This window comes from Mariniflexile aquimaris (assembly GCF_042676825.1).
Taxonomy (GTDB): domain Bacteria; phylum Bacteroidota; class Bacteroidia; order Flavobacteriales; family Flavobacteriaceae; genus Mariniflexile; species Mariniflexile aquimaris.
Window position 1 is genome coordinate 419,634 of the sequence record NZ_JBHTIB010000008.1, and the last position, 23,693, is coordinate 443,326.

A 23,693-nucleotide genomic window follows, 5' to 3' on the forward strand; every position below is an offset into this window, starting at 1 on the left:
CAGGTTATGAAAATTAAATTATACAATATACTTTTTACTTTTTTATCAATTATTGCAATTAATAGTTATGCCCAAAAGGGAACAATAAATAGGGCTTCTCAAGATTACGAGAACTTTTCGTATGTTAAAACTACTGAAATCTTGCTGGACGTAGCTAATAAGGGGTTTAAATCGGTTGAATTGTTTCAGAAACTAGGAAACTCCTTTTATTTCAATAATAAAATGGAAGACGCCGCCAAATGGTATGGTGAATTAATGAAGTTAGAAGAAAGCATCGATCCAGAGTATTATTACAGATATGCGCAAGCTTTGAAGTCTATTCAAAATTACACAGAATCTGATAAATGGATGCAAAAATTTTCAGAATCTAGTAAAAATGATAGCAGAGCAACTAATTTTAAAACGAGTCGTAATTATTTAAAAGAAATTGAATCACAAAGTGAAGCGATCGAATTGGTAAATTTACCATTCAATTCGCCACAGTCAGATTTTGGTACTGCCATTAATGCTTCTGATTTCGTGTTTGCATCTGCTAGAGAGTCGGGTAAAAATCATTTATGGAATAATAAGCCTTTTTTAGAGTTGTATGCTATTTCAATTGCAAATGATGGTACTTTCGAAAATCTGAAAAAATTTAATAGAGACATAAATACAAAATACCACGAGTCGTCTGTCGCGTTTACACCAAATAGCCAAATGATGTATTTCACAAGAAATAATTTCTTTAAAAGTAAATTAAAGAGAGATAAAGATGGCGTAAACAGGTTACAATTATATGCTGCCAAAAAAGGCGCTGACAATACTTGGGAAGCGATTAAGCCCGTTCATTTTAATGATAAATCATATAGTGTAGCGCATCCAACCATTAATTCTAAAGGCGATAAATTAATTTTTGCTTCAGACATGCCTGGAAGCTTAGGGCAATCAGATTTATATATTGTTGATATAAACCAAGATGGAACCTTAGGCACGCCTATTAATTTAGGAGCTGCAATCAATACAGAAGCTCAAGAAACCTTTCCGTTTATAAATGAAAAAGGCGATTTGTATTTTTCTTCTAATGGCTATGCGGGCTTAGGTGGACTAGATATTTATAGAATTCATGATTTTGAAAATAGATTTAAAACTAACCAGTCACTTTCCGTAGAAAACGTAGGGAAACCTATTAATAGTCCGAACGATGATTTTGCTTATTACGAAAATTTAAATACTAAGGAAGGGTATTTTTCTTCCAATAGAGCAGGAGGACAGGGCGATGATGATATTTATTGGTTTAAAGTTACAGATTGCACACAAAAATTAGCTGGTAAAGTTTTCGACGAAAAATCAAATCAGCTATTAAAAGGAGCCAAAGTAGTGTTGTTAAATAATGACGGCGAAATAGTAGCAGAGCAAATAGTTGATGATGCGGCCATATATAATTTTGAAGCATTGCGTTGCGATAGTCAATATTTGGTTCGTGCTTCAAAAGACTACTACGAGACTTCCGAAAAGCGCATTGTATCAACGTCTAAAAGAAAAGAACAATTGCAACTAGATATACCACTTGCCATGGCGGAAGTTGTGATAGTAGAAGGAACAAACTTAAGAGATGCGTTTAATCTAAGTCCGATTTATTTTGATTTAGATAAATCGAATATACGTCCTGATGCTGCCGTAGAATTACAAAAAATTGTAGCGGTGTTAAATAAATATCCTACCATGAAACTAGATGTAAGGTCGCATACAGATAGTAGAGCATCGGCCGCTTATAATAAGGCGCTTTCTACACGACGTACCAATGCAACAATTAAGTATTTGGTTAAAGTTGGAAAAATTAATGCCGATAGACTTACAGGAAAAGGATACGGAGAAAGCGAACTAATTAATAAATGTAAAGATGGCGTACCATGTACCAAAGAAGAGCATCAATTAAACAGACGAAGCGATTTTATAATAATTAAAATGTAAAATAATTGAGAAGATTATAAGAGGCTATCGCGAGATAGCCTTTTTTATTATGCTATAATTTAGATTTAAGTTAGTATTTTTGTTGTCTATGGAAGAAGAAAGGGTCATTCTTGTTAACGAAAACGACGAGCAAATAGGCACCATGCCAAAAATGGAGGCGCATGAAAAAGCATTGTTACATCGTGCATTTTCAGTATTTATTTTCAATAAAGCAAATGAATTAATGTTGCAGCAACGCGCTGCACATAAATACCATTCCCCTTTATTATGGACCAATACATGTTGCAGTCATCAACGCGTAGGAGAATCTAATATCGAAGCAGGGAAGCGTCGTTTAATGGAAGAGATGGGTTTTGTGGTAGATTTAGAAGAATCAATTTCATTCATTTATAAAGCACCGTTCGATAACGGTTTAACAGAACATGAATTCGATCATGTTTTAATTGGCCATTATGATGATGTTCCCAATATAAACCTTGATGAGGTTGCCAGCTGGAAATGGATGCCAATTGAAAAAGTAAAAGCAGATATTAAACAGCAGCCAGAATTATATACCGAGTGGTTTAAAATTATTTTTGATAAATTCTACGAACATATAAATATCTTGAAAAAATGAAAGTAACCGTGAGTAGAAAAGCGCATTTTAATGCAGCACACCGCTTGTATAGAAAAGATTGGACGCACGAAAAGAACGATGAAATTTTTGGTAAATGTAATAACCCGAATTTTCATGGGCATAATTACGAGCTAATTGTGAGCGTAACTGGCGAAATTGATCAAGAAACAGGCTATGTTATCGATATGAAGGTTTTAAAGGACATCATTAAAGAAGAAATTGAAGATGCTTTCGATCATAAAAACTTAAATGTTGAAGTGCCCGAGTTTAAAGATTTAAATCCAACTGCAGAAAATATTGTGGTTGTAATTTATAATAAAATTAAAACAAAACTAAGTGCCGACTTAGATTTAGAAATCACCCTTTTTGAAACACCACGTAATTTTGTAACATATTCAGGAAAATAATTATACATGATTAATAACTTATACCCATTAAAATTTACACCCATATTAAAAGATAAAATTTGGGGCGGACAAAAATTAAAAACTATTCTTAATAAAAACAGCGATTTACCAAACGTTGGTGAAAGTTGGGAAATTAGTGATGTTGAAGGCGACACTTCAATAGTTAACAATGGTAGTTTAAAAGGGAAGTCGCTTAAAGATCTTTTAGATGTATATAAAGAAGAACTAATAGGCAAACACAATTATAAAACGTTTAAGAATAAATTTCCTTTATTGATTAAATTTATAGATGCTAAAGAAGATTTGTCTATACAGTTACACCCTAACGATGAATTAGCTGCCAAAAGGCACAATTCCTTTGGAAAAACCGAAATGTGGTACGTTTTTCAGGCAGATCCAGGGTCTAATCTTATTGTTGGGTTTAATCAAGAAATGACTCCCGAGAAGTATTTAAAACATTTAAATGATAAAACGCTAACTCAAATATTAAATTTCGATGAAGTTAAAGAGGGCGATACTTATTTTGTTGAAGTGGGACGCGTTCACGCCATTGGTGCGGGCGTTATGGTTGCCGAAATTCAGCAAACAAGCGATATAACGTATAGAGTTTATGATTGGGATCGTGTAGATTCAGAAGGAAATGAACGCGAATTGCACAACGATTTAGCTATTGATGCATTCGATTTTGATATGCCAGATAACTTTAGAGTTACGTATGATAAAACGCCAAATCAATCCAACGAAATGGTAAGTTGTCCTTATTTTACAACAAATTATTTAAGAATTAATCAAACACTTCAAAAGGAAAATAATCACGATTCTTTCATTATTTATATGTGTGTAGATGGCGATGCCGAAATAACCGCAAATGGTAGTTCAGAACACATTAAAAAGGGAGAAACCATGTTACTTCCAGCCGCTATAAAGCAGTTTGAAATAAGTTCTAAAAACGCAACACTTTTAGAAGTATATGTATAAAAAAAAATTCCCAAGAAAAACACTTGGGAATTTTATTTAACAAGCAGTTCTGTTTGTTTTATAGTATTTGTTTTCTAGAGGAAATTCAAATAGTGCACTACATATCCGCTCCTGGTGGTTTGTAGCATGTTTAGACTTTGTAACGGTTATATTTACCCAATAACTTTCTGTATTTTGTTTTACTAATTGGGCTTGAATGGTAAGCTTATCGTTTACAAAACCATTTTTATACATTTTAAATTTGTAACCTCCAATATCAGGAATGTCTTGTAAATAAAATTCTCTTATAGGGTAAGTCGCGACAGTTTTAATTTTGTCGAATAGGGCATGAGGCAATAAAAAGCCATTGGCATTACTTATTTCTTTTGTTACTAAAAAGGGAACGTTTGTGTTTATAGCGTTTTTCATGAGTTAATAATTTAAGGGTACAACAATAAGGGCATTAAAATAGGGTGGTGATAAGTGTCGTTTATCGCTTTCGAGCAAAAAGTGACATTTACAAAAAGTTGAATTTTCTGGGTAATCGATTTAAGTGTTTTCATAATTTTTAAAGATTAAATGTTAAATATTAAATGGTTTAAAATAAAAAAGGTGCCTTAAAAAAGCACCTTTATTGTTATAGTTATAATTGTATTATGTAACGTTTATTCAAGATGCGTATAGGTTTTGGTTGTAACCACAAAAATTGTTGCCGACTGGTCCTGTTGAAAGGTTCGGTTACACTTTTGCTTATATGACATCTTTATTGCATTCATTTAAAACCAAATATAATAATATTTTTTACAAATTAGTATGCTTTTATGTGAATTTTGTTTAGGATTAGTGTAATTTTGCATGAAAATAAATTATTTGAATTATGGCAAATGTTAGAAACCTAAAAAAGGATATTAATTACGTTTTAGGGGATATTATTGAAGCAGTTTACGTTTGGGAATTAACCAACGCAAGCAAAGACAACAAAAAAAGTGAAGCAATTATTGATGAAGCCATTGCTACATTTGATGAATTAATTACTAAGGTGAATGCAAAAAACGTAGACAACGTAAAAGCGCACTTTAAAGCTATTAATAACGAGCTCGAAGCAAAAGGAAATGCACTAATTGAAAAAATTAATCAATTAGGATAAAATTTTTTATCGGAGTGTTTGGTAATTTCATTTTTGCGATTATATTTGCACCCGTTAAAAACGCCGATGTAGCTCAGCTGGCTAGAGCAGCTGATTTGTAATCAGCAGGTCGTGGGTTCGAGTCCCTCCATCGGCTCTTCATTTAAAAAAAAGACTTTTCATTTTTGAAAAGTCTTTTTTGTTTCTATCCATGGAGTTGCTAATTACACAAATATACGCAACTATTATAGCTAGAATAATAACTATTAATACTCATGAATAGTTGGATTATATAGTTCAATATCCAAAGAAATAATAACCACTGTTGTTAAGGGAGATGAAGCTATTATGAAGTTCACAAAGGATCTTATGACATTAATTTGGTGTGGCGATGTTATGTCTATGTGTAAGGTTGATTTAAAATAAATTCACAGCATAAAAAAAGGATTGTATTAAATACAGTCCTTTTTTATTACTGCTTTTCGCTTTTCTTGACCTCATCAATATACGTTTGTAATTCTTTACCGTATTTAGATGCCTTTACTTTGGGTGTTAAGGTGTTGTTTATGGTGTCTAAATAACTTGTTTTGGCGTCATAAATTTCTGTTAAGGCCAAATAAGGAGCCACTTCACTGTCTTTATTATTTAAAGCGAAATTTACCGTAAACAAATAGCGTCGTTTTATGAGATTATTATATTTTTTTTGAACATTGTTATAAGCCGCAGTATCATCTTTTTGTAGGGCTTCCATGTTTTCCTTAATTAAGTCTAAATTTTGTTCGTTAAAACGCGACATCATTAATTTATAGTCTTCAAACACTTTTTGTTGCGGAGACCCATTAATCTTAGCATCGAAGGCAAAGTGTTTAGCCGTTGTTTTAATTTCGGTAGTGCCTTTGTCTGCAAAAAACACAATTTTATCATTTTCAGAACTTTTTTTATCTAAAAATAAATAAAACACTTCAGCAGATTCTAAAGGGCCATGTAATTCAACTTCAGAATTTCCATTGATTGCCACCGTGTCGATCGTAATCAAATTATTGTTTTTAATTTTTTTCAGATATAGAACCCCTTTTTTCAATCCATCTACGGATACTTTTACCGTTAGGTCGTGTTGTTCATTGCTACATGCCAGAATAAAAAAGGCTAAGAATACTAATGAAATATGTTTCATGAAATTTTTATGTTTTAAAAAAGCAAATATCTTATAATTATAGTTTAAAAGCTATAGGTAAATACAATTTTTACGTTAGTAATTTCATCACTAAATTAAAGAATGAAATTTTTTTATAATATTTTAATTTTTGGCATAAAATTTGGTTACTAAATATAAGTTGCATTTTACAATGTAGTTTATTGAGTGGTTACTTTAAACTTTAAAAATGTAATTCATATTTTAGTTGGTTAGTTAGTAAAAAAGCATCCTTTTTCGGGATGCTTTTTTAGGTTTTATACTATAGTAATTTGTGTGTTTTATCGATGAAATACACAAATTCGACGTTAAGTGTTAAAGTATAGTGTATTTCATCGAAATAATTTGTAGTTAGTCGTTAATATTCAGTTATAATTCTATCTTTGAAGTGTACTAAATAACATACTTTTTAGTTCAATGGATTAATTAATTAATATTTGCATTATGTTGTTGGTATAGAGACCCTAAATCTACATCATAATAGAAAAGCAAATTGAAAGAAAACCGAGTTTGAGGGAACTCGGTTTTTTTGTTTTTATACTTTTTTAAATCTCCTATTTCGGCTTAAAAACCTGAGTTTGTCTTCAAATGTTAAAATAAAGTGTATTTTATCGAAATATTATGTATTTAAACGTTATTATTCAGTTATAATTCTATCTTTGAAGCGTACTAAATAACATACTTTTTAGTTCAATGGATTAATTAATTAATATTTGCATTATGCTGTTGGTATAGAGACCCTAAATCTACTTCATAATAAAAAAAGCAAATTAAAAGAAAACCAAGTTTGAGGGAACTTGGTTTTTTTGTTTTTATAATTCAGGTTCTTAAAAATGAACTTCGATTTTTTACTCTTATCCTAACACATTAAAGCTTCTTGTTTCTTAATTAAATTTCTTATTATTCTAAATAGCTGTAAGCCCAATACATAAGTATAAACTGTAACGGAATTCTTAAAACAACAAACCACTGGGGTATGCCTTCTGATGCTTTTTTATTGTTCAACATATAAATATGTACTAACAAAAACGCTAGTAACATGCCAATTATGGCGCAAAGTGCAAAGTTGTGTAATAAAGGAAGGCATATGCCTACGCCTAAAGCAATTTCAATAGCACCACTTAAATACACCAATAATGTATGATTTGGTAAATAATTAGGCATGATGCGTAGGTAGAGTTTCGGCTTAATAAAATGCATCAAGCCCGCTATTATATAGAGGGCTGCCATGGTGTATAAATGCCAAGAATAGATCATTTTTAAACTTAATTTTCTCTAATTTAGCATAATTTGAATAGTTTATGAAATTAAATGTCGCAATTTTCTTTTTTCTACTTTATGGTTCTGTCTTCGCTCAATTGCCCGATGGCTTTGTTTATGTAAAAACTATTGCACCAGATTTAGATGTAGAATTACGCTATAATACCACTAATAATTTTGTTGGTAAACGTATTGACGGCTATAAATCGAATAGACTTATTTTAACTAAAGAAACAGCGCTCGCATTAAAGAACGTGCAACAAGATTTGCAAAATCGAAATTTGTGTTTAATGGTTTATGATGGGTACAGACCACAGCGCGCTGTTAATCATTTTATGCGATGGGCTAAAGATTTAAACGATACCATTAATAAGAGACTTTATTATCCGTATGTAGATAAAATAAATTTGTTTGCAGAAGATTATATTGCAGTGAGATCTGGACATAGTAAAGGCAGTACGGTAGATGTCACCATTATTGATGGCAATTCAGGTATTCCATTAGATATGGGAAGTAATTACGATTTTTTTGGGGAAGCATCGTGGGTTGATTATAAAAATATAACCGAAAAACAAAAAGCAAACAGGCGCCTTTTACAGGAAGTGATGCTTAAATACGGATTTAAAAATTACCCAAAAGAATGGTGGCACTTTACATTAAAAGATGAACCTTTCCCAAATACTTATTTCGATTTTCCTGTAAAATAAAAACCAGCTTTCGTTGAAACAGATTTTTATTTCATTGTTGAATTTTGTGAAACGCTTGAGACAGCTGATTTCTATTCATTTCGCATTTGTTTGATAGTTAAAGTACTTCCATCATGACTCCATCCAGGTGGTCCAAAGGCATACATGAATTTGTGATATATATTAGAGCTCTTTTTCATGTCATTCCAAATATCTTTGTATTCATGGGTTAGTATCACTAACGGGTTATAGGAATTCGGTGGTTTTGTAACACCATATTCAATAGTAATATCTTCATCTAATTCTTTCCAGGTTCCAAATAGTTTATCAAACATATTTAAAAATCCACCATGGTTTTTATCCATGTATTCTAAATTTTTAGCATGATGTACTTGGTGCATGGTGTGAGTATTGAATACTTTTTCAATAATGCCCAATTTTGGAATATACGTAGAATGTAACTGAAATTGCCAAAGTGCCTCTATGCCTAAGCATACTATCACCATCTCTGGCGGAAAGCCAATGGCGGGTAACCACATATAGAATAAAGGTTTATATAGGATTGTGAACCAGCCATTTCTAACCGCAGTTCCCAGATTAAAATTATCGGAAGAATGATGTACTATATGTGCCGCCCATAAAAAGCGAACCATATGGTTTTGTCTGTGAAACCAATAATAGGTAAAATCGTCTAAAAACTGGCATAATATCCAAACAGGCCAAGAATAACCAAAAGATTGCCAGCCCAAAATATTTGTGCGTATCCCATCAACCATAGGATTACACAATTCATACAAATAATTAAATATGATTATGGCTGAAATAGTTTTAATCAAGGGTGCTAAAACTACCGAACCAACGCCCATAAATAGGCTAGAACCTAAATCTTTCCATTCGTATAGATTTTTCTGTTTATGGGTTTTACTATAAGTAAGCTCCAATAAAATAAGACCTAAAAAACAGGGAATACCATAGACTAACGGGTTTGTAAAATTCATTTATTGTTTAAATGTTGGAAGCGTTAGAATGGATTTTAGAATTTTGATGACGTAAAGTGTTTTTGTGAAAGTTCTTAATGATATAACGGAATTACTAAAGTTTTAGTACCAGCGTTTCTTTTTCTTTTTAGAACCTTCACTTTTTCGGCCTTTTCTATGTTTACTTTTTCCTGGAGTTCTGTGTACTTCTTTTTTAGCTTTCGGGTCTAAAGGATACGGATGGTCTTCAATTACATCTAATTGCAATTGAATAAGTTGCTGTATAGTTGTCACATAAGCTTTTTCGTCGGCAGAACAAAAGGAATAGGAGGTTCCTGTATTTCCAGCTCTGGCGGTTCTCCCTATGCGGTGTACATAAGTTTCCGGCACATTGGGCAAATCAAAATTAATTACGGCATCTAGTTCGTTAATATCAATGCCACGAGCCGCAACATCGGTAGCTATTAAAATATTTACCTTGTTCGATTTAAAATTATTTAAAGCTTCTTCTCTTAAATTCTGACTTTTATCGCCATGTAGACTTTCAACCTTATACCCATTTTTTTTAAGGGTTTGTTCCAATTTGTCAACGCCAAATTTGGTGCGTCTAAAAATTAGGATACTTCCTTTAATGGTGTTTCTTAACAAATGTAAGCACAGTTCAATTTTGTTACGTTTAGGTACATAATATAAAACCTGATTTACGTTTTTTGAGGTTGACGAATTGGGAGCCACTTCAACGCGCTCGGGGGCATTTAAAATCGTGTTGGCAAGTTGTTCTACTTTATAAGGAATGGTTGCCGAAAAGAGTAATATCTGTTTTTCTAAGGTGCAAAGGCGCTCAATTTTCTTTACATCATCAATAAAACCCATGTCTAGCATTAAATCGGCTTCGTCTAAGACTAGAGTTTCAACATAATCGAGGTTTGCAACATCTTGCTTGTGCAAATCGAGTAAACGTCCTGGAGTCGCAATTAAAATATCAACGCCTTTTCTCAACACATCAATTTGTGGTTCAATAGACGCGCCTCCAAACACAACCGCAGTTCTTAAATTCGTGTAGGTGCTATATTTTTTAAAATTTTCATTTATTTGAATTGCCAGTTCGCGGGTAGGACTTATTATTAAGGCTTTTATTTTTTTTCCTTTTTTAGCCGTGTCTTGTTTATCAAAAAGCAATTGTAAGATAGGCAAGGCAAAGGCAGCTGTTTTTCCTGTTCCTGTCTGTGCAGAAACAATAACATCTTTTTTTGCTAATACAAACGGAATGGTTTTTTCTTGAACCAAAGTAGGATTATCGTATCCTGCCTCGGCAACGGCTCTTAAAATGGGTCTGTTAAGTTGTAAGTCTTTAAACGACATGTAATTTATTTTGATGCAAAGATAGTTTAAAATGTTTTGAGAATATTTAGTACAAGTGTAAAGTCCTTTCAGAGTGATTTTTAGCGTTGCTTAAATAAACCAATTAGTTAATTAAAATTGATTGTATACAGCTGTAAATCAGGTGTTAGTAGGCTGAAATATATGACAAATGTCATAAAAAATACAGCTTATTTTATGTAAATTTAATATACTAAATCATGTAGTCATGTCAGCTAAAAAAAATCCAAAAACAGACATTGCCAGAAATAGTGGAATTTATTTTGCTATAGGGCTGAACTTAATGTTACTTTTATCTTGGCAGCTTTTAGAATATAAAACATATGATAAAGACGATGTAGCTATTGATATTTTACACATGGAGGCCGAGTTAGAAACTGATATTCCGGTTATTAACATTAATACACCGCCACCACCACCACCACCAGCGCCTGCGGTTATAAGCGAAACCATTAAAATAGTTGATGATGTTAAAGAAGTCGAAGAAACTATGATTGTGAGTACTGAAACAAATCAAACTGAAGCTATTGCAGAGCGTCCCGTTCAAGTGGTGGATGTGAAGGTGAAAAAAGTTGAAGAAGAGGTAGAAGTTGCTTTTGCTGTTATCGAAGATGTACCAATATATCCGGGTTGTGAAGGGTTATCTAAGCAGGAATCCAAAGATTGTTTTCAAAGAAAGGTTCAGGAGCATGTGGTTAAAAATTTCCAGTACCCCGAAACAGCGCTTCAAATGGGAATACAAGGTCGCGTGTCGGTAATATTCGCCATCGATTCTAAAGGATATGCTACTGGAATTCGTTCTAGAGGTCCTGATAAAATTTTAGAAAAAGAAGCAGAACGTATTATTGCGTTATTGCCCAAAATGCAACCGGGTAAACAACGCGGCAAACCTGTAAAAGTAACTTATGCCGTGCCTATATTCTTTAAATTTGAATCACAATAGGCTATTTTAAAATTGAAGTATTCTAGTAAAATAAAAAATCAAGGGTGTTTTAGCTCTTGATTTTTTTTATGTATTAACTTCAATCGTATTTTATATCCACATTTCATCCATGAAAAATAACAATTGAGTTTATCACTTTTTAAAAACCTGTTGTTCTAATATATCTTTGTGTCATCATTAAAACAGTTATTTATGCAATCAACATTTAAAATAATTTTCTTTTCTCTATTTGGAATACTGGTTTCTCATGCCCAACAAGCAAAAGGGAACGATGTAACGGTTACCGTTTCAAATCTTAAGAGTAATAAAGGAAAAGTGTTTTTTGCCTTGTATAACGAAGAATCACATTTTTTAAAGAAAGAACTAAGAGGTGAAATTAGTGCTATCGAAAATAATACCTGCACAATAACATTTAAAGATGTTAAAAACGGCATTTACGCCATTTCTTTATTTCATGATGAAAATGATAATAACATAATGGATACTAATTTTTTGGGAATTCCGAAAGAACCCTATGGCTGCTCTAATAATGCCAGAGGATTTATGGGACCACCAAAATGGGCCGATGCCAAATTTCAAATTAATAATAAATCAATCAATCAACATATAAAACTTTAATCCAATGAAAAAATTAATCATCATCACAGCATTTTTTGTTACCGCAGTTTTTACGGCACAATCAGATTACGAACAAGGGATGCAAAAAGCCTTTCAATTATGGGGAAGCAACCCTAGCGAAGCATCAAATTTATTCGAACGTATCTCTAATGCAGAACCCGATAATTGGTTGCCGGCATATTATGCAGCTCAGGTTAATATTGTTAGTAGTTTTGGAGAAAAAAATGAAGACAAACTTAGAGCACAACTTAAAAAAGCACAAGATTTAATTAATGATGCCACAGCCATTTCAAAAAACAATCCCGAAATTTTAGTGCTTCAGGCTTTATTGCATACCGCTTGGGTAGCATACGATGGCGCAACCTATGGCATGACCTTATCTGGTAAAGTGGTAGAGTTGTATACAAAGGCAGAAATGTTAGCACCAGAAAATCCGCGTGTGGTGTATTGCAAAGCAGAATGGAATATGGGCAGTGCGCGTTATTTTGGGCAAGATATAAAGCCCTTCTGTAAGGATCTAGAGCGTGCCTTAGAACTTTTTGCTAACTTTAAACCAGAAACAGCGTTTAGTCCTAATTGGGGTAAGGAGCGCGCAGCAATGTTGTTAGAATCTTGTAAATAGTCTAAAGATATAGTTTCAAATTAAAGTCATGAACCTTCCATAACGAGTTCACTATACAGCGAAAACTAAATATATGGAAGCAACAAGTGTCCTATAAAAAACAAATATTACAACCACATGAAAAAATTAAGAAAAGCCATTATTTTAAGTTTTATAATGGGTGCTGCTATTTTTGCTATTGGTAATGCGCTGTCATCTAACGGCTTTAATTTTAAAACTATAAACGAATTTTTAATCAATTTTGGGCTTTACCAATTGTATTCGTTTGTATTAGGCTTTTCAAATATGTATTTTTTCGATTTTATGGATACGCGTCCATGGAAAAAGAACGATACCATTAAGCGCATTATAATTGGCATTGCTGGCTCCACCATTATCACATTAATCGGGCTGTTTTTTCTTAGAGCATTTACTTCTGTAGCGTTATACGGAGCATCGTTTCAGGATTTTATAGCAAACGAAAAATTTCAATACTATCAATTTGGGTTGTGGATAACGCTTACCATAGTAATCATTTTTCACTTTGTTTACTTTTATAATAAGTACCAGCAAAACAAAATAAAAGAACAAAAAGTAATTGCAGGAACGGCCAGTGCAAAGTTCGATGCTTTAAAAAACCAGTTAGATCCTCATTTTCTTTTCAACAGTTTAAATGTGTTAACTAGTTTAATTGAAGAAAACCCAGAAAATGCTCAAAAGTTCACCACCTCATTATCTAAAGTATATCGTTACGTTTTAGAACAAAAAAATAAAGAATTAGTATCGGTAGACGAAGAACTGGAATTCGCCAAAACCTACATGTCGTTATTAAAAATGCGTTTCGAAGACAGTATTATTTTCGATATTCCAGAAAAAGCAAGCAATCCAGAAAGCAAGGTAGTTCCCTTATCATTGCAATTGCTTTTAGAAAATGCCGTAAAGCATAATACCGTAACACCAAGCAGACCATTACACATAAAAATTTATGAAGAAGGCACTAGTTTGGTAGTCGAAAATAATCTACAACCCAAGCAAATAATTAAAAAGAGTAGTGGCGTAGGCTTAAGTAACATAATGCAGCGTTACGACCTACTAACCAATAAAAAAGTAACTATTAATAAAGAAGCAAACAGGTTTGCAGTAGCCATACCTATGCTTACAAAACAAAAAAGTATCATGGAAACAAGAGAACATTATAACGAACAAGATGCGTATTACAAGGCAAAAAAACGCGTAGAAGAAATAAAAGGATTTTACGGTAATTTAATATCATATTGCATGGTAATCCCGTTTTTAATATTTATTAATTACAGAACTTATTGGGGTTTTCAATGGTTTTGGTTCCCGTTATTAGGTTGGGGCATGGGTTTAGTGTTTCACGCTTTTGGCGTATTTGGTTATGGAAAATCGTGGGAAGAGCGTAAAATTCAAGAAATATTAGAAAAAGAAAAATCGTCTAACCATAAAACTTGGAACTAATGGAACAAAACGAAATCAACAACGATCGCTACGAGCGCGCTGCCAAACGTGTAAAAAAAATTAAAGGATTTTACACACACGCCATAGTTTATGTAGTCATAAATTTAATGATAGTCGCCATAAATGTTCAAAACTTAGATCCCGGCGAAAGCTATTTTGTCTGGTACAATTTTAGTACGCTGTTTTTCTGGGGCATCGGGCTACTGGCCCATGGCGTTACCGTTTTTACGCCAAGCTTTTTATTTGGAAAAGATTGGGAAGAACGCAAAATAAAAGAACTTATGGACAAAGATAAAAAGCGATGGGAATAGAAGTAGGGCGTTACCCTTTGGGTCGCGCTTTACGTTAAATCTTTTTCTCGTACCTCAAAAAAGGATACCACTCCAATCGCTAACGCAATAACCAACACCAAATGAACATTATAATTATAGAAGACGAAAAACCGTCTGCACGACGCTTACAACGCATGCTAAAAGGGTTAAATCTCGAAGCCGAAACCATGTTGCATTCCGTAGAAGAATCAATAAACTGGTTTCAAAATAATCCGCATCCCGATTTAATATTTCTTGATATACAATTAAGTGACGGACTCTCGTTCGAGATTTTCGAAGCGGTCGAAATAAAATCTGCAGTAATATTCACCACAGCCTTCGATGAGTACGCGCTGCAAGCCTTTAAATTAAACAGTATCGATTATTTATTAAAACCAATAGACGACGATGCCTTAGCAAAAGCCGTAACAAAATACCAGGAACGTTTACCACAAAAACAAGCCGTTACCCTCGATTTTAACGACATAAAAAAACTGCTTATAAACCCTATAGACCGCGAGTACAAAAAACGTTTTGCAGTAAAAGTTGGGCAACATTTAAAACTTATTAATATAGACGAGATAGAGTGTTTTTACAGCGAAAATAAAGGCACGTATTTACATACTAACGAAGGGAGAAATTATCTTTTAGACACTACTTTAGATAATTTAGAAACCGAACTGGAACCACAAACCTTTTTTAGAATAAACCGTAAATTCTTTGTAAACATACACGCCATAAAGGACATGATAAGTTATACCAATTCGCGCTTGCAAATAAAACTAAACTCCTTTAACAACGATGAGGTTATTGTGGCCCGAGAGCGTGTTAAAGATTTTAAAGAGTGGTTGGAGTGATTATTTTTTATGTAGTGCGATTATTTTAAATAGTAATGGCGTTTTCCTGTTAGTAATTGTTACTTGTTTTTTTCAACTTTAATTCAATTTCACCAAAAAATTCGTAAATCACTATAAGTTCATTATTTGTTAATTTCTTTATATATACAGCATTATACTTATCTAAAACTATAGAATCACCTTCTATGCTCCAAGCATATTCAATATGCGAGTCAACGTAAACAGAGTCAGGTTTAAATACTACAACATGTTTTTGATCATCTTCTGGCCAATTGTTTTCTCCAGTTTCAATTTCGGTTGCATAAACAACTTCCCAAGTTCCTATTAGTGTTTCCTTTTTTTTAAGGTTTTGTTTACAACATGATATTGCAAACGCTAACAAAATAAAAATTAATTTTTTCATTTAATTGTAATTAACGTGTTTTACAATATCTGGTTGCCCCACGGCAGGTGAAGGAGGTAAACTTAACTATGCAAATTTAATATAAATTGATTATCTCTGAGGATTTTCAGAAGGAAGCAAGAATAATTACTCACTTATAATATACTATACGCTTTTTTTCTTCCTTAATATTTTTATAATACGGTTATATTCAACTTCCGATAAATTCCAATTGTAGCCTTCAAAATTCACCGTATTTGTAAATTGAATAACTACCGCATCAATGGCTTTATGATATTTCGCTATCGTTTGGTAACCAGGAATTAAGCCAGTATGTTCATATTTGTAAATTGAAGAATAAATTTCCTGTTCGTTTTTGTTCTTGAATGCTAAGCCTTCGTTTAAAGCTCTTATAAATTTGCCCAAGTCCTCTGCTGTAGCCAACATAGAGCCAACATCATCTGTTTTTAAATCGGTATCATAGCCAACATAGTAACCACTCATAACGTCATCTATGTTTACATCATTAATAGAGCCGTATGTGTGGTTTAGTTTCAAGGGTGTTAAAATCTCTTCTTGAATGTATTGGAAGGTGGTATATCCAAGAACTCGGTTCATTATTCTGTCTAATAATAAATAGTTTGTGTTGGAATATTCATAATCTTCGCCGGGTTTAAAATTTGCAGGTAAATCTAAAACCAATGCAAGATTCTCATCTGCAGTTTCTTTTGGTGCCGCCCAATACATATAAGTGTCGGTATAATTTGGAATACCACTGCGGTGTTGCACCATCATTCTTATGGTTATGCTGTTGGCATATTCAATTCTGTCTTTCAATTCTGGTAAATAATCTGCGAGCGTTTTATCCAAAGAGAGCTTACCACTAGTCACTAATTTTGTGATAGCTAGGGCGTTATAGAGTTTGCCTACACTGGCAATTTTGAATAAGGCATGAGGGTCGGCTGGAATTTTGTTTTCTCTATTTTTATAACCAGCGGCAAAATAGGCGGGTTCTTTATCTCCCATATCTACATACACAACTATTCCGTCAAAGCCCATATCTAAAGCGGCATTTACTTGCTCCTGAACCATATCGGGTAATGGTTTTATCCATGCTTTTACTATGGGCCATGGAACAAAATATAAAGAGATTATGGTTCCAACAAGCAGTAATAGTCTTATGATATTTTTTGTCTGCTTCTTTGTCATGGTTTTAAATTATTTTTATAGCTATTACTGGTCTAATTCTTTGTTTATTAGATTTATTATAGTCTCTAAATCTTCCATCAAAGGCTTAAAATGAGCTTTTTCTGTAGCATAACTTGTAAAAATAAACATCAATACATTATTCTCAAACTCTGTGGAATTTAATAAATCTAAATTACTCATCTCCGTTTTGGCCTCAGGCAGCGCAAGAATTTCGTATACTCCTGCTTGTTTAAAAATAGTACTTAAGCTGGTGTTATTGGTTCTAAACATATCGAGTACTTTCACTCTTTGATTTGCAAGTTCAGCTTCTTGTTTTGAGACATCTTCTATTGTGGAAACCCAATTGGTAAGTTGTTTTCTTAAATCAGTATTCGAGAGGTTTTTTAGGTTGCCTGAATTAATCATTTCATACAAAAGGGAATTGTTCGGATTAAAAGCAATATCGTCTGAAAATGTTTGGTATAATATTTTTGAAAACAGTGCTTCCGTAGGCCGTTCTTTTTTCGAGTTTGTATATTCTAATATTTTTTTGGCACCCGAATAATTTTTTTGATTTACAGACCTTAGTTCCTTTAACTTTAAATTACTTATTTGAAATTCTTCTTTTAGTCCAAGTAAATAGATTTGTTCATTTTTATCCAGTATTCGGTTCTGATTCCAATTATTGATTTGCAATGCAATCAAGATTCCGATTACCACAAGTACAATTTCGCCTATGGCATACTTAAGGTATTGGGTGGTTTTTCCTTTGGAAAGTAAATTTTTCCTAATATTTCTAAAGAACTTTATCATTGTGTTGAACTTTTTTCTGAATTTTTACCGCCTTCTACAAGTAACCATGCAGCTAAAGACATTTCACCAATAATACTGGGAATAGCAACTAATCCTAAAAATATGGAAGCATATGCGTTGTAATTAGAGAGTAGAAAGTGTGCTCCAGTATCAATCATATACATGGCGCCTGCAATCATAAGAAAAATTGCGATTGCCTTTGGTTTTTTAATTATTCTACCCAAAAGGATTAAGTGTATTCCAAAAAAGAACAATCCTATAAGCCAAATAGTTGTGAATGTTTCTGCCTGTTGTAGAATTTCATGACCTGTAGTTAAAGATAGGCTATTTACTAGCGCGAAGATCGCAACACCCATTATGGCAGCATGCATCATCCTAAAAAGCGTACTAAGACCAGATATAATATGGTCTTTGTACAATTCATATAATGCCCAAGCAACAACTACATCAAATACCACCGTAATTAGAAATGCGATTATTCCGAATCTAACCATCAATGGATTCTGTTGTATTGTAATAAGGGGTTCATTCTGAATAGCATCTAGTACTAGGAAGTTAGCAAATATAGCCGCGAAGAAAATAAGCAGATAACTTACACCTGCATATAATGATAATAATCTTGGATTCATAACTTTTCTTTTTTTTGAGTTATTTATACCAAATTCTTTACAATCAGATGGTTAATAAGCGAAAGTAGTTATTTTTTCGTACAAAGCCAAGTGGTTTTCTTTCATTTAATTAATTTACATCCATAATTAACAGCTTCTTTTATATTTTTGGTAAAAGAAAATTTGCGTGCAGTCTAACTCATTTTCAAATTTTATAGGTGGTATTAGTAACCAACCGTTGTTGGTACTTAATCCTGTTTTTAAAGCAACAGATTACGTGCCTTTAAATCTGTCTGTAACCAATACCGACTTACAAAACATTAATGTAAGTGCTTCGGCGCAATTAGAGGCGTATATTGTAAAGTATATTAAAAAACATAAAGCAGCAGTTGCCTATGGCGGTTATAACGAAACCAGAGCTATTTATAAGCGAAGTAATTATTTTAACGCTAGCAACGAGACCGAACGCAACATTCATTTAGGTATCGATTTGTGGTGCGAAGCGAATACGGCTGTTTTTACACCATTGGACGCTACAGTTCATAGCTTTAAAAACAACACCAATTTTGGTGATTATGGTCCTACCATCATTTTAAAACATGTTGTAAATACGGTCTGTTTTTATACGCTTTATGGGCATTTAAGTGCAAATTCTATAATAAACTTACGCGTTGGGCAATCTTTTAAACAAGGCGAACAAATCGCTACTTTAGGAGATGCTTCAGTTAATGGTGATTACCCACCGCATTTGCATTTTCAAATCATTAAAGATGTGGGCAATTATTTTGGCGATTATCCCGGGGTTTGTAATAAAAAGGACTTAGATTTTTATTTAGAAAATTGCCCCGACCCTAATTTGTTACTTAGGTTAGTTTCATACTGAAATAAGAGCATTGCTTCATACCTCATAGTTCAAATGGCAATTGTATAACACAAACTAAAATATATGTAATTTTATTTATTGTTGTTGGTTGTACCTTGCACTTATATAAATTTAAAAATTCAATAAGATGAAAAAAGGAACATTAATACTAGGAAATTTTATAAGTTTTGCCATTTTTGCCACTATTATATTATTAGCTTTTACAAGCTGTAGAGAAGAGAAAGCAAAAACGGAAACCGTTATTATAGAAAACCGGTTGAAGCTCCTAAAGCTGAAGAAAACGAAGGAACGTCACTTAAAGTTGATGGTGATGGTGTTGAGTTTTCAACTAAAGACGGAAAGAAAAAAACAGAAATAACCATTAAATAATAAGGTGGTTGTGTAGATTTGGGAAATAAAAAAGCACCTCTTTTGAGGTGCTTTTTTATTATGAGATTTCTGCTTTCGCAGAAATTGGGTTAATCTTCAACTAAAACCCAGTCGCCTTTTGCTAATAAAGGCTCAGCCTGTTTGTATTTTAGGGTTTTATTTTCGGCAGTAATAACGTGTTTAATAGTAACACGGTCGTTACGTCCAATTTTTGGATGATCGCGCACAATGGTTTCTACCACTTGTTGTTGCTGTTGTGTATTACCAGCAGCTCTACTTTGTGCCGAACGCTCATCTAAATTCGGAATTTCGTCTTTCTGAATATTCAATTTTTCTTTACGACGTTCTCTGGCTTCTTGTATGGTGTTTTGAGTTTCTTGTGGTAACTCACCTTTAAACAAGAAGGATATTACATCTTTATTAACCTCGTCAATCATCGCTTTAAAAAGTTCGAATGCTTCAAACTTATAAATAAGTAATGGGTCTTTCTGCTCATGTACGGCTAATTGTACCGATTGTTTTAACTCATCCATTTTACGAAGATGCGTTTTCCAAGCATCGTCAATAATGGCTAAAGTGATGTTTTTCTCGAAATCTGTAATTAATTGTTTACCATTGGTTTCGTATGCTTTTTCAAGATCGGTAACCACATTTAAGGTTTTAATACCGTCGGTAAACGGTACTACAATACGTTTAAATTTATCGCGTTGTGTTTCGTAAACATTCTTAATAACTGGGAATGCAAGGTCTGCATTTCGAGTCATTTTTTCTTTATAATTATCGAATGCCGATTTGTAAACTTTCGACGTTATTTCTTGAGCAGATAATTTGCTGAATTCCGTCTCCGAAATAGGCGAACTCATAGAGAAATAACGAATCAATTCGAACTCAAAATTTTTAAAATCGTTTGCAGCTTTGTTAGTTTCTGTAATGCCTTCCGAAGTATCGAAAATCATATTTGCTAAATCCACACGAAGACGTTCGCCAAATAAGGCATGGTGACGACGTTTGTAAACCACCTCACGTTGCGCGTTCATAACATCATCATATTCTAACAATCGCTTACGAACCCCAAAGTTGTTTTCTTCCACTTTTTTCTGTGCACGTTCAATAGATTTTGAAATCATAGAATGCTGAATCACTTCGCCTTCTTTTAATCCCATTCTATCCATCATTTTTGCAATACGCTCGCTACCAAATAAACGCATTAGGTTATCTTCTAGCGACACGTAAAACTGCGAACTTCCTGGATCTCCTTGACGACCAGCACGACCACGCAACTGTCTGTCTACACGACGCGAATCGTGGCGCTCTGTACCTACAATGGCTAAACCACCTGCTTTTTTAACTTCGTCGGTTAGCTTAATATCGGTACCTCGACCTGCCATGTTGGTAGCAATGGTTACTTGACCCGGTTGACCCGCTTCGGCAACAATGTCGGCTTCTTTTTTGTGAAGTTTCGCATTTAATACGTTGTGCGGAATTTTTCTGATGGTAAGCATTTTACCAAGTAACTCACTTATTTCTACCGAGGTGGTACCAATTAACACTGGACGACCAGCATTCGATAAATTAGTAACCTCTTCAATAACCGCATTGTATTTTTCACGTTTGGTTTTATAAACTAAATCGTCTCTATCATCACGCGCAATTGGTCTGTTTGTTGGAATTTCAACAACGTCTAATTTGTATATTTCCCAAAACTCACCAGCTTCTGTTACCGCAGTACCCGTCATACCAGACAGTTTACGATACATTCTAAAGTAGTTTTGCAATGTAATGGTGGCAAATGTTTGAGTAGCGTCTTCAATTTTTACATTTTCTTTCGCTTCAATGGCTTGGTGCAACCCGTCGCTATAACGACGACCATCCATAATACGCCCCGTTTGCTCATCAACAATCATTACTTTATTGTCAATTACCACATACTGCACGTCTTTTTCAAACAACGCATAAGCTTTTAGTAATTGGTTAAGCGTGTGAATACGCTCAGATTTCACCCCAAAGTCTTTATAAAGTTCTTCTTTTAACTTGGCTTCTTCGGCTAATGGTAAATTCTGACTTTCAATTTTTGCGATTTCAACACCAATTTCTGGCATCACGAAAAAGTTCGGGTTGTCTTTACCAGATAAGTATTCAATACCTTTATCTGAAAGTTCAATCTGATTATTTTTTTCTTCGATAACATAGTATAATTCGGCATCAACCTTAGGCATTTCGCGGTTGTTGTCCTGCATATAAAAATTTTCGGTTTTTTGAAGTAATTGTTTAACGCCTTCTTCACTTAAAAATTTAATAAGTGCTTTATTTTTAGGCATCCCACGATAAACACGTAACAATTGGAACCCACCTTCTTTGGTGTCGCCTTCGGCAATTAATTTTTTGGCTTCGGCTAATACACCTGTTAAATACTTGCGTTGTACGGCAACAATATCGTCTACTTTTGGTTTTAGTTCGTTAAACTCATGGCGTTCGCCCTGTGGTATCGGTCCGGAAATAATTAAAGGCGTACGCGCATCATCAACTAATACCGAATCCACCTCATCTACTATGGCGTAGTGGTGCGGACGTTGTACTAAATCGTTTGGCGAGTGTGCCATATTATCACGCAAATAATCGAATCCAAATTCGTTGTTGGTTCCGTAAGTAATATCGGCGTTGTAGGCTTTAATTCGTGCGGCAGAATTTGGTTGGTGGTAATCAATACAATCAACAGTCAATCCATGAAACTGAAAAATAGGTGCCATCCACGCGCTATCACGTTTTGCTAAATAGTCGTTAACCGTTACTAAATGCACACCTTTCCCCGAAAGGGCATTTAAATACATTGGTAAGGTAGCAACTAAGGTTTTACCTTCACCCGTTTGCATTTCGGCAATTTTACCTTGGTGCAAAGCAATACCACCTATTAGCTGCACATCGTAATGCACCATATCCCAAGTAATGGGTTTTCCAGCAGCATCCCAGGAGTTAGACCAGATGGCCTTGTCATTATCTAAAGTAACATACTCTTTGGAGCCTGATAATTCTCTATCGAAAGGAGAAGCAGTTACTGTAATGCTTGTATTGTTAGCAAAACGCTTAGCAGTTTCTTTAACTACGGCAAAGGCTTCGGGTAAAATATCGTTTAAAACACCCTCGGTAATGGCATAAGCTTCGTCTTTTAGTTTATCAATGTCTTGATAAATATCTTCGCGTCTATCAATATCTTCGGTGTTTTCAGCTTCTTGAAGCAGGTTGTCTATTTGCTGATTAATAGGCTTTATAGCTTCGGCAATTTTCGACTTAAACTCCGCTGTTTTTGCCCTTAACGCATCGTGCGATAAGCTTTCAATGGCTTTTTCGAAGGTTTTAATTTTATCAACTATAGGGGTGATGGCTTTAACATCTTGTTTCGATTTGTCGCCAACAAATACTTTAAGTACAGAATTTAAAAAACTCATTATTTATATGTTATGTTATTCTAGGAAATTCCTAGATTTTTTGTTTGTTTTTGTTGCTTTTAAAAAAGCAATCAAAGATACATTTTGTTATGTGTTATATAAAGTTTAGGACAAAAAAAAAGTCTCAATACGAGACTTTTTAACTTTTCTTTATGCTTTATTAATATTCATCCTCATTCCAAAGGTAATCTTCATCTGTTGGGTAATCAGACCAGATTTCCTCAATTGAATCGTAGGCATCACCTTCGTCTTCAATAGACTGTAAATTTTCAACAACTTCTAAAGGGGCACCAGTTCTAATAGCGTAATCTATTAGCTCGTCTTTCGTTGCTGGCCAAGGCGCATCGCTTAAATAAGATGCTAATTCTAAAGTCCAATACATTTTTTATGCGTTTTAATTTTGTGCAAAAATAAATTTTTAGTTTAAACACACAAGAAAAAAATGAAATATTTAATTATTATTTTTAAGAACGTGGTTTTTTACTATGTAAACAACTGAAATTTAATTTTTTATTTTGGGCGTTTCCCTTCCCGATAACTATCGGGAGGGTCGGGCTTTTCGTTGCAATCTTTTTTGTCTTAATGGTTTCGACTGCGCTCAACCAGACAAAAAAGGATTTTCACTGCAATCCCTAACGCGGACTAAA

At 33.6% G+C, this 23,693-nt stretch carries 25 protein-coding genes and 1 tRNA gene; 15 read left to right on the forward strand and 11 right to left on the reverse strand.

The window, feature by feature from the left end; translation table 11 throughout:
* The first annotated feature begins 6 nt into the window (after positions 1-6).
* The 4 genes from ACFQ0I_RS06780 to ACFQ0I_RS06795 all read left to right on the forward strand — a co-directional run bounded on the left by ACFQ0I_RS06780 (position 7) and on the right by ACFQ0I_RS06795 (position 3,951).
* The gene (locus ACFQ0I_RS06780; protein ID WP_379940634.1) at positions 7-1,950 is read left to right on the forward strand and encodes an OmpA family protein; all 1,944 of its coding nucleotides are present in this window, start codon (positions 7-9) and stop codon (positions 1,948-1,950) included.
* Positions 1,951-2,038: 88 nt separating this feature from the next.
* Positions 2,039-2,566, forward strand: coding sequence for an isopentenyl-diphosphate Delta-isomerase (gene idi / locus ACFQ0I_RS06785; protein ID WP_379940636.1), 528 nt, complete (start codon positions 2,039-2,041; stop codon positions 2,564-2,566).
* Positions 2,563-2,973, forward strand: a complete 411-nt coding sequence (locus ACFQ0I_RS06790) for a 6-pyruvoyl trahydropterin synthase family protein (RefSeq protein ID WP_379940637.1) — start codon at positions 2,563-2,565, stop codon at positions 2,971-2,973. The genes idi and ACFQ0I_RS06790 overlap by 4 nt, the downstream gene beginning before the upstream one ends.
* 6 nt (positions 2,974-2,979) lie before the next feature.
* On the forward strand, positions 2,980-3,951 hold the full coding sequence (locus ACFQ0I_RS06795) for a type I phosphomannose isomerase catalytic subunit (protein WP_379940638.1): 972 nt from the start codon (positions 2,980-2,982) through the stop codon (positions 3,949-3,951).
* A 36-nt stretch (positions 3,952-3,987) separates the two neighbouring features.
* Here ACFQ0I_RS06795 and ACFQ0I_RS06800 read toward each other — a convergent pair whose 3' ends face one another.
* Positions 3,988-4,359, reverse strand: a complete 372-nt coding sequence (locus ACFQ0I_RS06800; protein ID WP_379940640.1) for a hypothetical protein — start codon at positions 4,357-4,359, stop codon at positions 3,988-3,990.
* Between the two features lie 448 nt (positions 4,360-4,807).
* Here ACFQ0I_RS06800 and ACFQ0I_RS06805 point away from each other — a divergent pair, with 448 nt between their 5' ends.
* Complete coding sequence (locus ACFQ0I_RS06805) at positions 4,808-5,077, forward strand: hypothetical protein (protein WP_379940642.1); 270 nt, start codon at positions 4,808-4,810, stop codon at positions 5,075-5,077.
* A 62-nt stretch (positions 5,078-5,139) separates the two neighbouring features.
* A tRNA-Thr gene (locus ACFQ0I_RS06810) sits at positions 5,140-5,213 on the forward strand.
* Between the two features lie 315 nt (positions 5,214-5,528).
* On the opposite strand, the gene ACFQ0I_RS06815 is transcribed toward ACFQ0I_RS06810, so the two are convergent.
* Both ACFQ0I_RS06815 and ACFQ0I_RS06820 read right to left on the reverse strand, forming a co-directional pair.
* Positions 5,529-6,230, reverse strand: a complete 702-nt coding sequence (locus ACFQ0I_RS06815; RefSeq protein WP_379940644.1) for a DUF4369 domain-containing protein — start codon at positions 6,228-6,230, stop codon at positions 5,529-5,531.
* Between the two features lie 918 nt (positions 6,231-7,148).
* The gene (locus tag ACFQ0I_RS06820; protein WP_379940646.1) at positions 7,149-7,505 is read right to left on the reverse strand and encodes a DoxX family protein; all 357 of its coding nucleotides are present in this window, start codon (positions 7,503-7,505) and stop codon (positions 7,149-7,151) included.
* A gap of 44 nt (positions 7,506-7,549) precedes the next feature.
* On the opposite strand from ACFQ0I_RS06820, the gene ACFQ0I_RS06825 reads away from it, so the two are divergent.
* On the forward strand, positions 7,550-8,215 hold the full coding sequence (locus ACFQ0I_RS06825; protein ID WP_379940648.1) for a M15 family metallopeptidase: 666 nt from the start codon (positions 7,550-7,552) through the stop codon (positions 8,213-8,215).
* 71 nt (positions 8,216-8,286) lie between these two features.
* On the opposite strand, the gene ACFQ0I_RS06830 is transcribed toward ACFQ0I_RS06825, so the two are convergent.
* Together ACFQ0I_RS06830 and ACFQ0I_RS06835 are read right to left on the reverse strand one after the other, a co-directional pair.
* Entirely contained in the window at positions 8,287-9,192 is a 906-nt protein-coding gene (locus ACFQ0I_RS06830; RefSeq protein ID WP_379940649.1) for a sterol desaturase family protein, read from the reverse strand.
* A gap of 102 nt (positions 9,193-9,294) precedes the next feature.
* Positions 9,295-10,533, reverse strand: a complete 1,239-nt coding sequence (locus tag ACFQ0I_RS06835; RefSeq protein WP_379940651.1) for a DEAD/DEAH box helicase — start codon at positions 10,531-10,533, stop codon at positions 9,295-9,297.
* Between the two features lie 226 nt (positions 10,534-10,759).
* Here ACFQ0I_RS06835 and ACFQ0I_RS06840 point away from each other — a divergent pair, with 226 nt between their 5' ends.
* From ACFQ0I_RS06840 to ACFQ0I_RS06865, 6 genes are all read left to right on the forward strand, one after another.
* A complete protein-coding gene (locus ACFQ0I_RS06840) occupies positions 10,760-11,494 on the forward strand; it encodes an energy transducer TonB (protein WP_379940653.1) in 735 nt (244 codons plus the stop codon).
* 192 nt (positions 11,495-11,686) lie between these two features.
* Positions 11,687-12,112, forward strand: a complete 426-nt coding sequence (locus tag ACFQ0I_RS06845) for a DUF2141 domain-containing protein (RefSeq protein ID WP_379940655.1) — start codon at positions 11,687-11,689, stop codon at positions 12,110-12,112.
* A gap of 4 nt (positions 12,113-12,116) precedes the next feature.
* The gene (locus tag ACFQ0I_RS06850; RefSeq protein WP_379940657.1) at positions 12,117-12,734 is read left to right on the forward strand and encodes a hypothetical protein; all 618 of its coding nucleotides are present in this window, start codon (positions 12,117-12,119) and stop codon (positions 12,732-12,734) included.
* Positions 12,735-12,851: 117 nt separating this feature from the next.
* The gene (locus ACFQ0I_RS06855; RefSeq protein WP_379940658.1) at positions 12,852-14,192 is read left to right on the forward strand and encodes a 2TM domain-containing protein; all 1,341 of its coding nucleotides are present in this window, start codon (positions 12,852-12,854) and stop codon (positions 14,190-14,192) included.
* A complete protein-coding gene (locus ACFQ0I_RS06860; protein ID WP_379940660.1) occupies positions 14,192-14,503 on the forward strand; it encodes a 2TM domain-containing protein in 312 nt (103 codons plus the stop codon). Before ACFQ0I_RS06855 ends, ACFQ0I_RS06860 begins: the two co-directional genes overlap by 1 nt.
* A 101-nt stretch (positions 14,504-14,604) precedes the next feature.
* Positions 14,605-15,360 (forward strand): LytR/AlgR family response regulator transcription factor, encoded by a 756-nt coding sequence (locus ACFQ0I_RS06865; RefSeq protein WP_379940662.1) that lies wholly within the window; start codon positions 14,605-14,607, stop codon positions 15,358-15,360.
* A gap of 49 nt (positions 15,361-15,409) precedes the next feature.
* On the opposite strand, the gene ACFQ0I_RS06870 is transcribed toward ACFQ0I_RS06865, so the two are convergent.
* The 4 genes from ACFQ0I_RS06870 to ACFQ0I_RS06885 all read right to left on the reverse strand — a co-directional run bounded on the left by ACFQ0I_RS06870 (position 15,410) and on the right by ACFQ0I_RS06885 (position 18,372).
* The gene (locus ACFQ0I_RS06870; protein ID WP_379940663.1) at positions 15,410-15,763 is read right to left on the reverse strand and encodes a lipocalin family protein; all 354 of its coding nucleotides are present in this window, start codon (positions 15,761-15,763) and stop codon (positions 15,410-15,412) included.
* 144 nt (positions 15,764-15,907) lie between these two features.
* Complete coding sequence (locus ACFQ0I_RS06875) at positions 15,908-16,951, reverse strand: serine hydrolase domain-containing protein (RefSeq protein WP_379940665.1); 1,044 nt, start codon at positions 16,949-16,951, stop codon at positions 15,908-15,910.
* Between the two features lie 24 nt (positions 16,952-16,975).
* On the reverse strand, positions 16,976-17,743 hold the full coding sequence (locus ACFQ0I_RS06880) for a DUF6090 family protein (RefSeq protein WP_379940667.1): 768 nt from the start codon (positions 17,741-17,743) through the stop codon (positions 16,976-16,978).
* Positions 17,740-18,372, reverse strand: coding sequence for a DUF4386 domain-containing protein (locus ACFQ0I_RS06885; protein WP_379940669.1), 633 nt, complete (start codon positions 18,370-18,372; stop codon positions 17,740-17,742). The genes ACFQ0I_RS06880 and ACFQ0I_RS06885 overlap by 4 nt, the downstream gene beginning before the upstream one ends.
* Before the next feature lie 166 nt (positions 18,373-18,538).
* On the opposite strand from ACFQ0I_RS06885, the gene ACFQ0I_RS06890 reads away from it, so the two are divergent.
* Together ACFQ0I_RS06890 and ACFQ0I_RS06895 are read left to right on the forward strand one after the other, a co-directional pair.
* Positions 18,539-19,234 carry a peptidoglycan DD-metalloendopeptidase family protein gene (locus ACFQ0I_RS06890; RefSeq protein WP_379940671.1) on the forward strand — a complete coding sequence of 232 codons (696 nt, stop codon included), beginning with the start codon at positions 18,539-18,541 and terminating at the stop codon, positions 19,232-19,234.
* Between the two features lie 127 nt (positions 19,235-19,361).
* Positions 19,362-19,592, forward strand: a complete 231-nt coding sequence (locus tag ACFQ0I_RS06895; RefSeq protein WP_379940673.1) for a hypothetical protein — start codon at positions 19,362-19,364, stop codon at positions 19,590-19,592.
* A 100-nt stretch (positions 19,593-19,692) separates the two neighbouring features.
* Here ACFQ0I_RS06895 and secA read toward each other — a convergent pair whose 3' ends face one another.
* Positions 19,693-23,046 carry a preprotein translocase subunit SecA gene (gene secA, locus ACFQ0I_RS06900; protein ID WP_379940675.1) on the reverse strand — a complete coding sequence of 1,118 codons (3,354 nt, stop codon included), beginning with the start codon at positions 23,044-23,046 and terminating at the stop codon, positions 19,693-19,695.
* 160 nt (positions 23,047-23,206) lie between these two features.
* Positions 23,207-23,428, reverse strand: a complete 222-nt coding sequence (locus tag ACFQ0I_RS06905; protein ID WP_027136925.1) for a DUF2795 domain-containing protein — start codon at positions 23,426-23,428, stop codon at positions 23,207-23,209.
* Positions 23,429-23,693: the final 265 nt, after the last annotated feature.

Excerpts from the sequence above, each read along its gene's own strand:
- ACFQ0I_RS06780 (WP_379940634.1), top strand. The coding sequence starts at position 7 with ATGAAAATTAAATTATACAATATACTTTTTACTTTTTTATCAATTATT.
- idi (WP_379940636.1), top strand. The coding sequence starts at position 2,039 with ATGGAAGAAGAAAGGGTCATTCTTGTTAACGAAAACGACGAGCAAATA.
- ACFQ0I_RS06790 (WP_379940637.1), top strand. The coding sequence starts at position 2,563 with ATGAAAGTAACCGTGAGTAGAAAAGCGCATTTTAATGCAGCACACCGC.
- ACFQ0I_RS06795 (WP_379940638.1), top strand. The coding sequence starts at position 2,980 with ATGATTAATAACTTATACCCATTAAAATTTACACCCATATTAAAAGAT.
- ACFQ0I_RS06800 (WP_379940640.1), bottom strand. The coding sequence starts at position 4,359 with ATGAAAAACGCTATAAACACAAACGTTCCCTTTTTAGTAACAAAAGAA.
- ACFQ0I_RS06805 (WP_379940642.1), top strand. The coding sequence starts at position 4,808 with ATGGCAAATGTTAGAAACCTAAAAAAGGATATTAATTACGTTTTAGGG.
- ACFQ0I_RS06815 (WP_379940644.1), bottom strand. The coding sequence starts at position 6,230 with ATGAAACATATTTCATTAGTATTCTTAGCCTTTTTTATTCTGGCATGT.
- ACFQ0I_RS06820 (WP_379940646.1), bottom strand. The coding sequence starts at position 7,505 with ATGATCTATTCTTGGCATTTATACACCATGGCAGCCCTCTATATAATA.
- ACFQ0I_RS06825 (WP_379940648.1), top strand. The coding sequence starts at position 7,550 with ATGAAATTAAATGTCGCAATTTTCTTTTTTCTACTTTATGGTTCTGTC.
- ACFQ0I_RS06830 (WP_379940649.1), bottom strand. The coding sequence starts at position 9,192 with ATGAATTTTACAAACCCGTTAGTCTATGGTATTCCCTGTTTTTTAGGT.
- ACFQ0I_RS06835 (WP_379940651.1), bottom strand. The coding sequence starts at position 10,533 with ATGTCGTTTAAAGACTTACAACTTAACAGACCCATTTTAAGAGCCGTT.
- ACFQ0I_RS06840 (WP_379940653.1), top strand. The coding sequence starts at position 10,760 with ATGTCAGCTAAAAAAAATCCAAAAACAGACATTGCCAGAAATAGTGGA.
- ACFQ0I_RS06845 (WP_379940655.1), top strand. The coding sequence starts at position 11,687 with ATGCAATCAACATTTAAAATAATTTTCTTTTCTCTATTTGGAATACTG.
- ACFQ0I_RS06850 (WP_379940657.1), top strand. The coding sequence starts at position 12,117 with ATGAAAAAATTAATCATCATCACAGCATTTTTTGTTACCGCAGTTTTT.
- ACFQ0I_RS06855 (WP_379940658.1), top strand. The coding sequence starts at position 12,852 with ATGAAAAAATTAAGAAAAGCCATTATTTTAAGTTTTATAATGGGTGCT.
- ACFQ0I_RS06860 (WP_379940660.1), top strand. The coding sequence starts at position 14,192 with ATGGAACAAAACGAAATCAACAACGATCGCTACGAGCGCGCTGCCAAA.
- ACFQ0I_RS06865 (WP_379940662.1), top strand. The coding sequence starts at position 14,605 with ATGAACATTATAATTATAGAAGACGAAAAACCGTCTGCACGACGCTTA.
- ACFQ0I_RS06870 (WP_379940663.1), bottom strand. The coding sequence starts at position 15,763 with ATGAAAAAATTAATTTTTATTTTGTTAGCGTTTGCAATATCATGTTGT.
- ACFQ0I_RS06875 (WP_379940665.1), bottom strand. The coding sequence starts at position 16,951 with ATGACAAAGAAGCAGACAAAAAATATCATAAGACTATTACTGCTTGTT.
- ACFQ0I_RS06880 (WP_379940667.1), bottom strand. The coding sequence starts at position 17,743 with ATGATAAAGTTCTTTAGAAATATTAGGAAAAATTTACTTTCCAAAGGA.
- ACFQ0I_RS06885 (WP_379940669.1), bottom strand. The coding sequence starts at position 18,372 with ATGAATCCAAGATTATTATCATTATATGCAGGTGTAAGTTATCTGCTT.
- ACFQ0I_RS06895 (WP_379940673.1), top strand. The coding sequence starts at position 19,362 with ATGAAAAAAGGAACATTAATACTAGGAAATTTTATAAGTTTTGCCATT.
- secA (WP_379940675.1), bottom strand. The coding sequence starts at position 23,046 with ATGAGTTTTTTAAATTCTGTACTTAAAGTATTTGTTGGCGACAAATCG.
- ACFQ0I_RS06905 (WP_027136925.1), bottom strand. The coding sequence starts at position 23,428 with ATGTATTGGACTTTAGAATTAGCATCTTATTTAAGCGATGCGCCTTGG.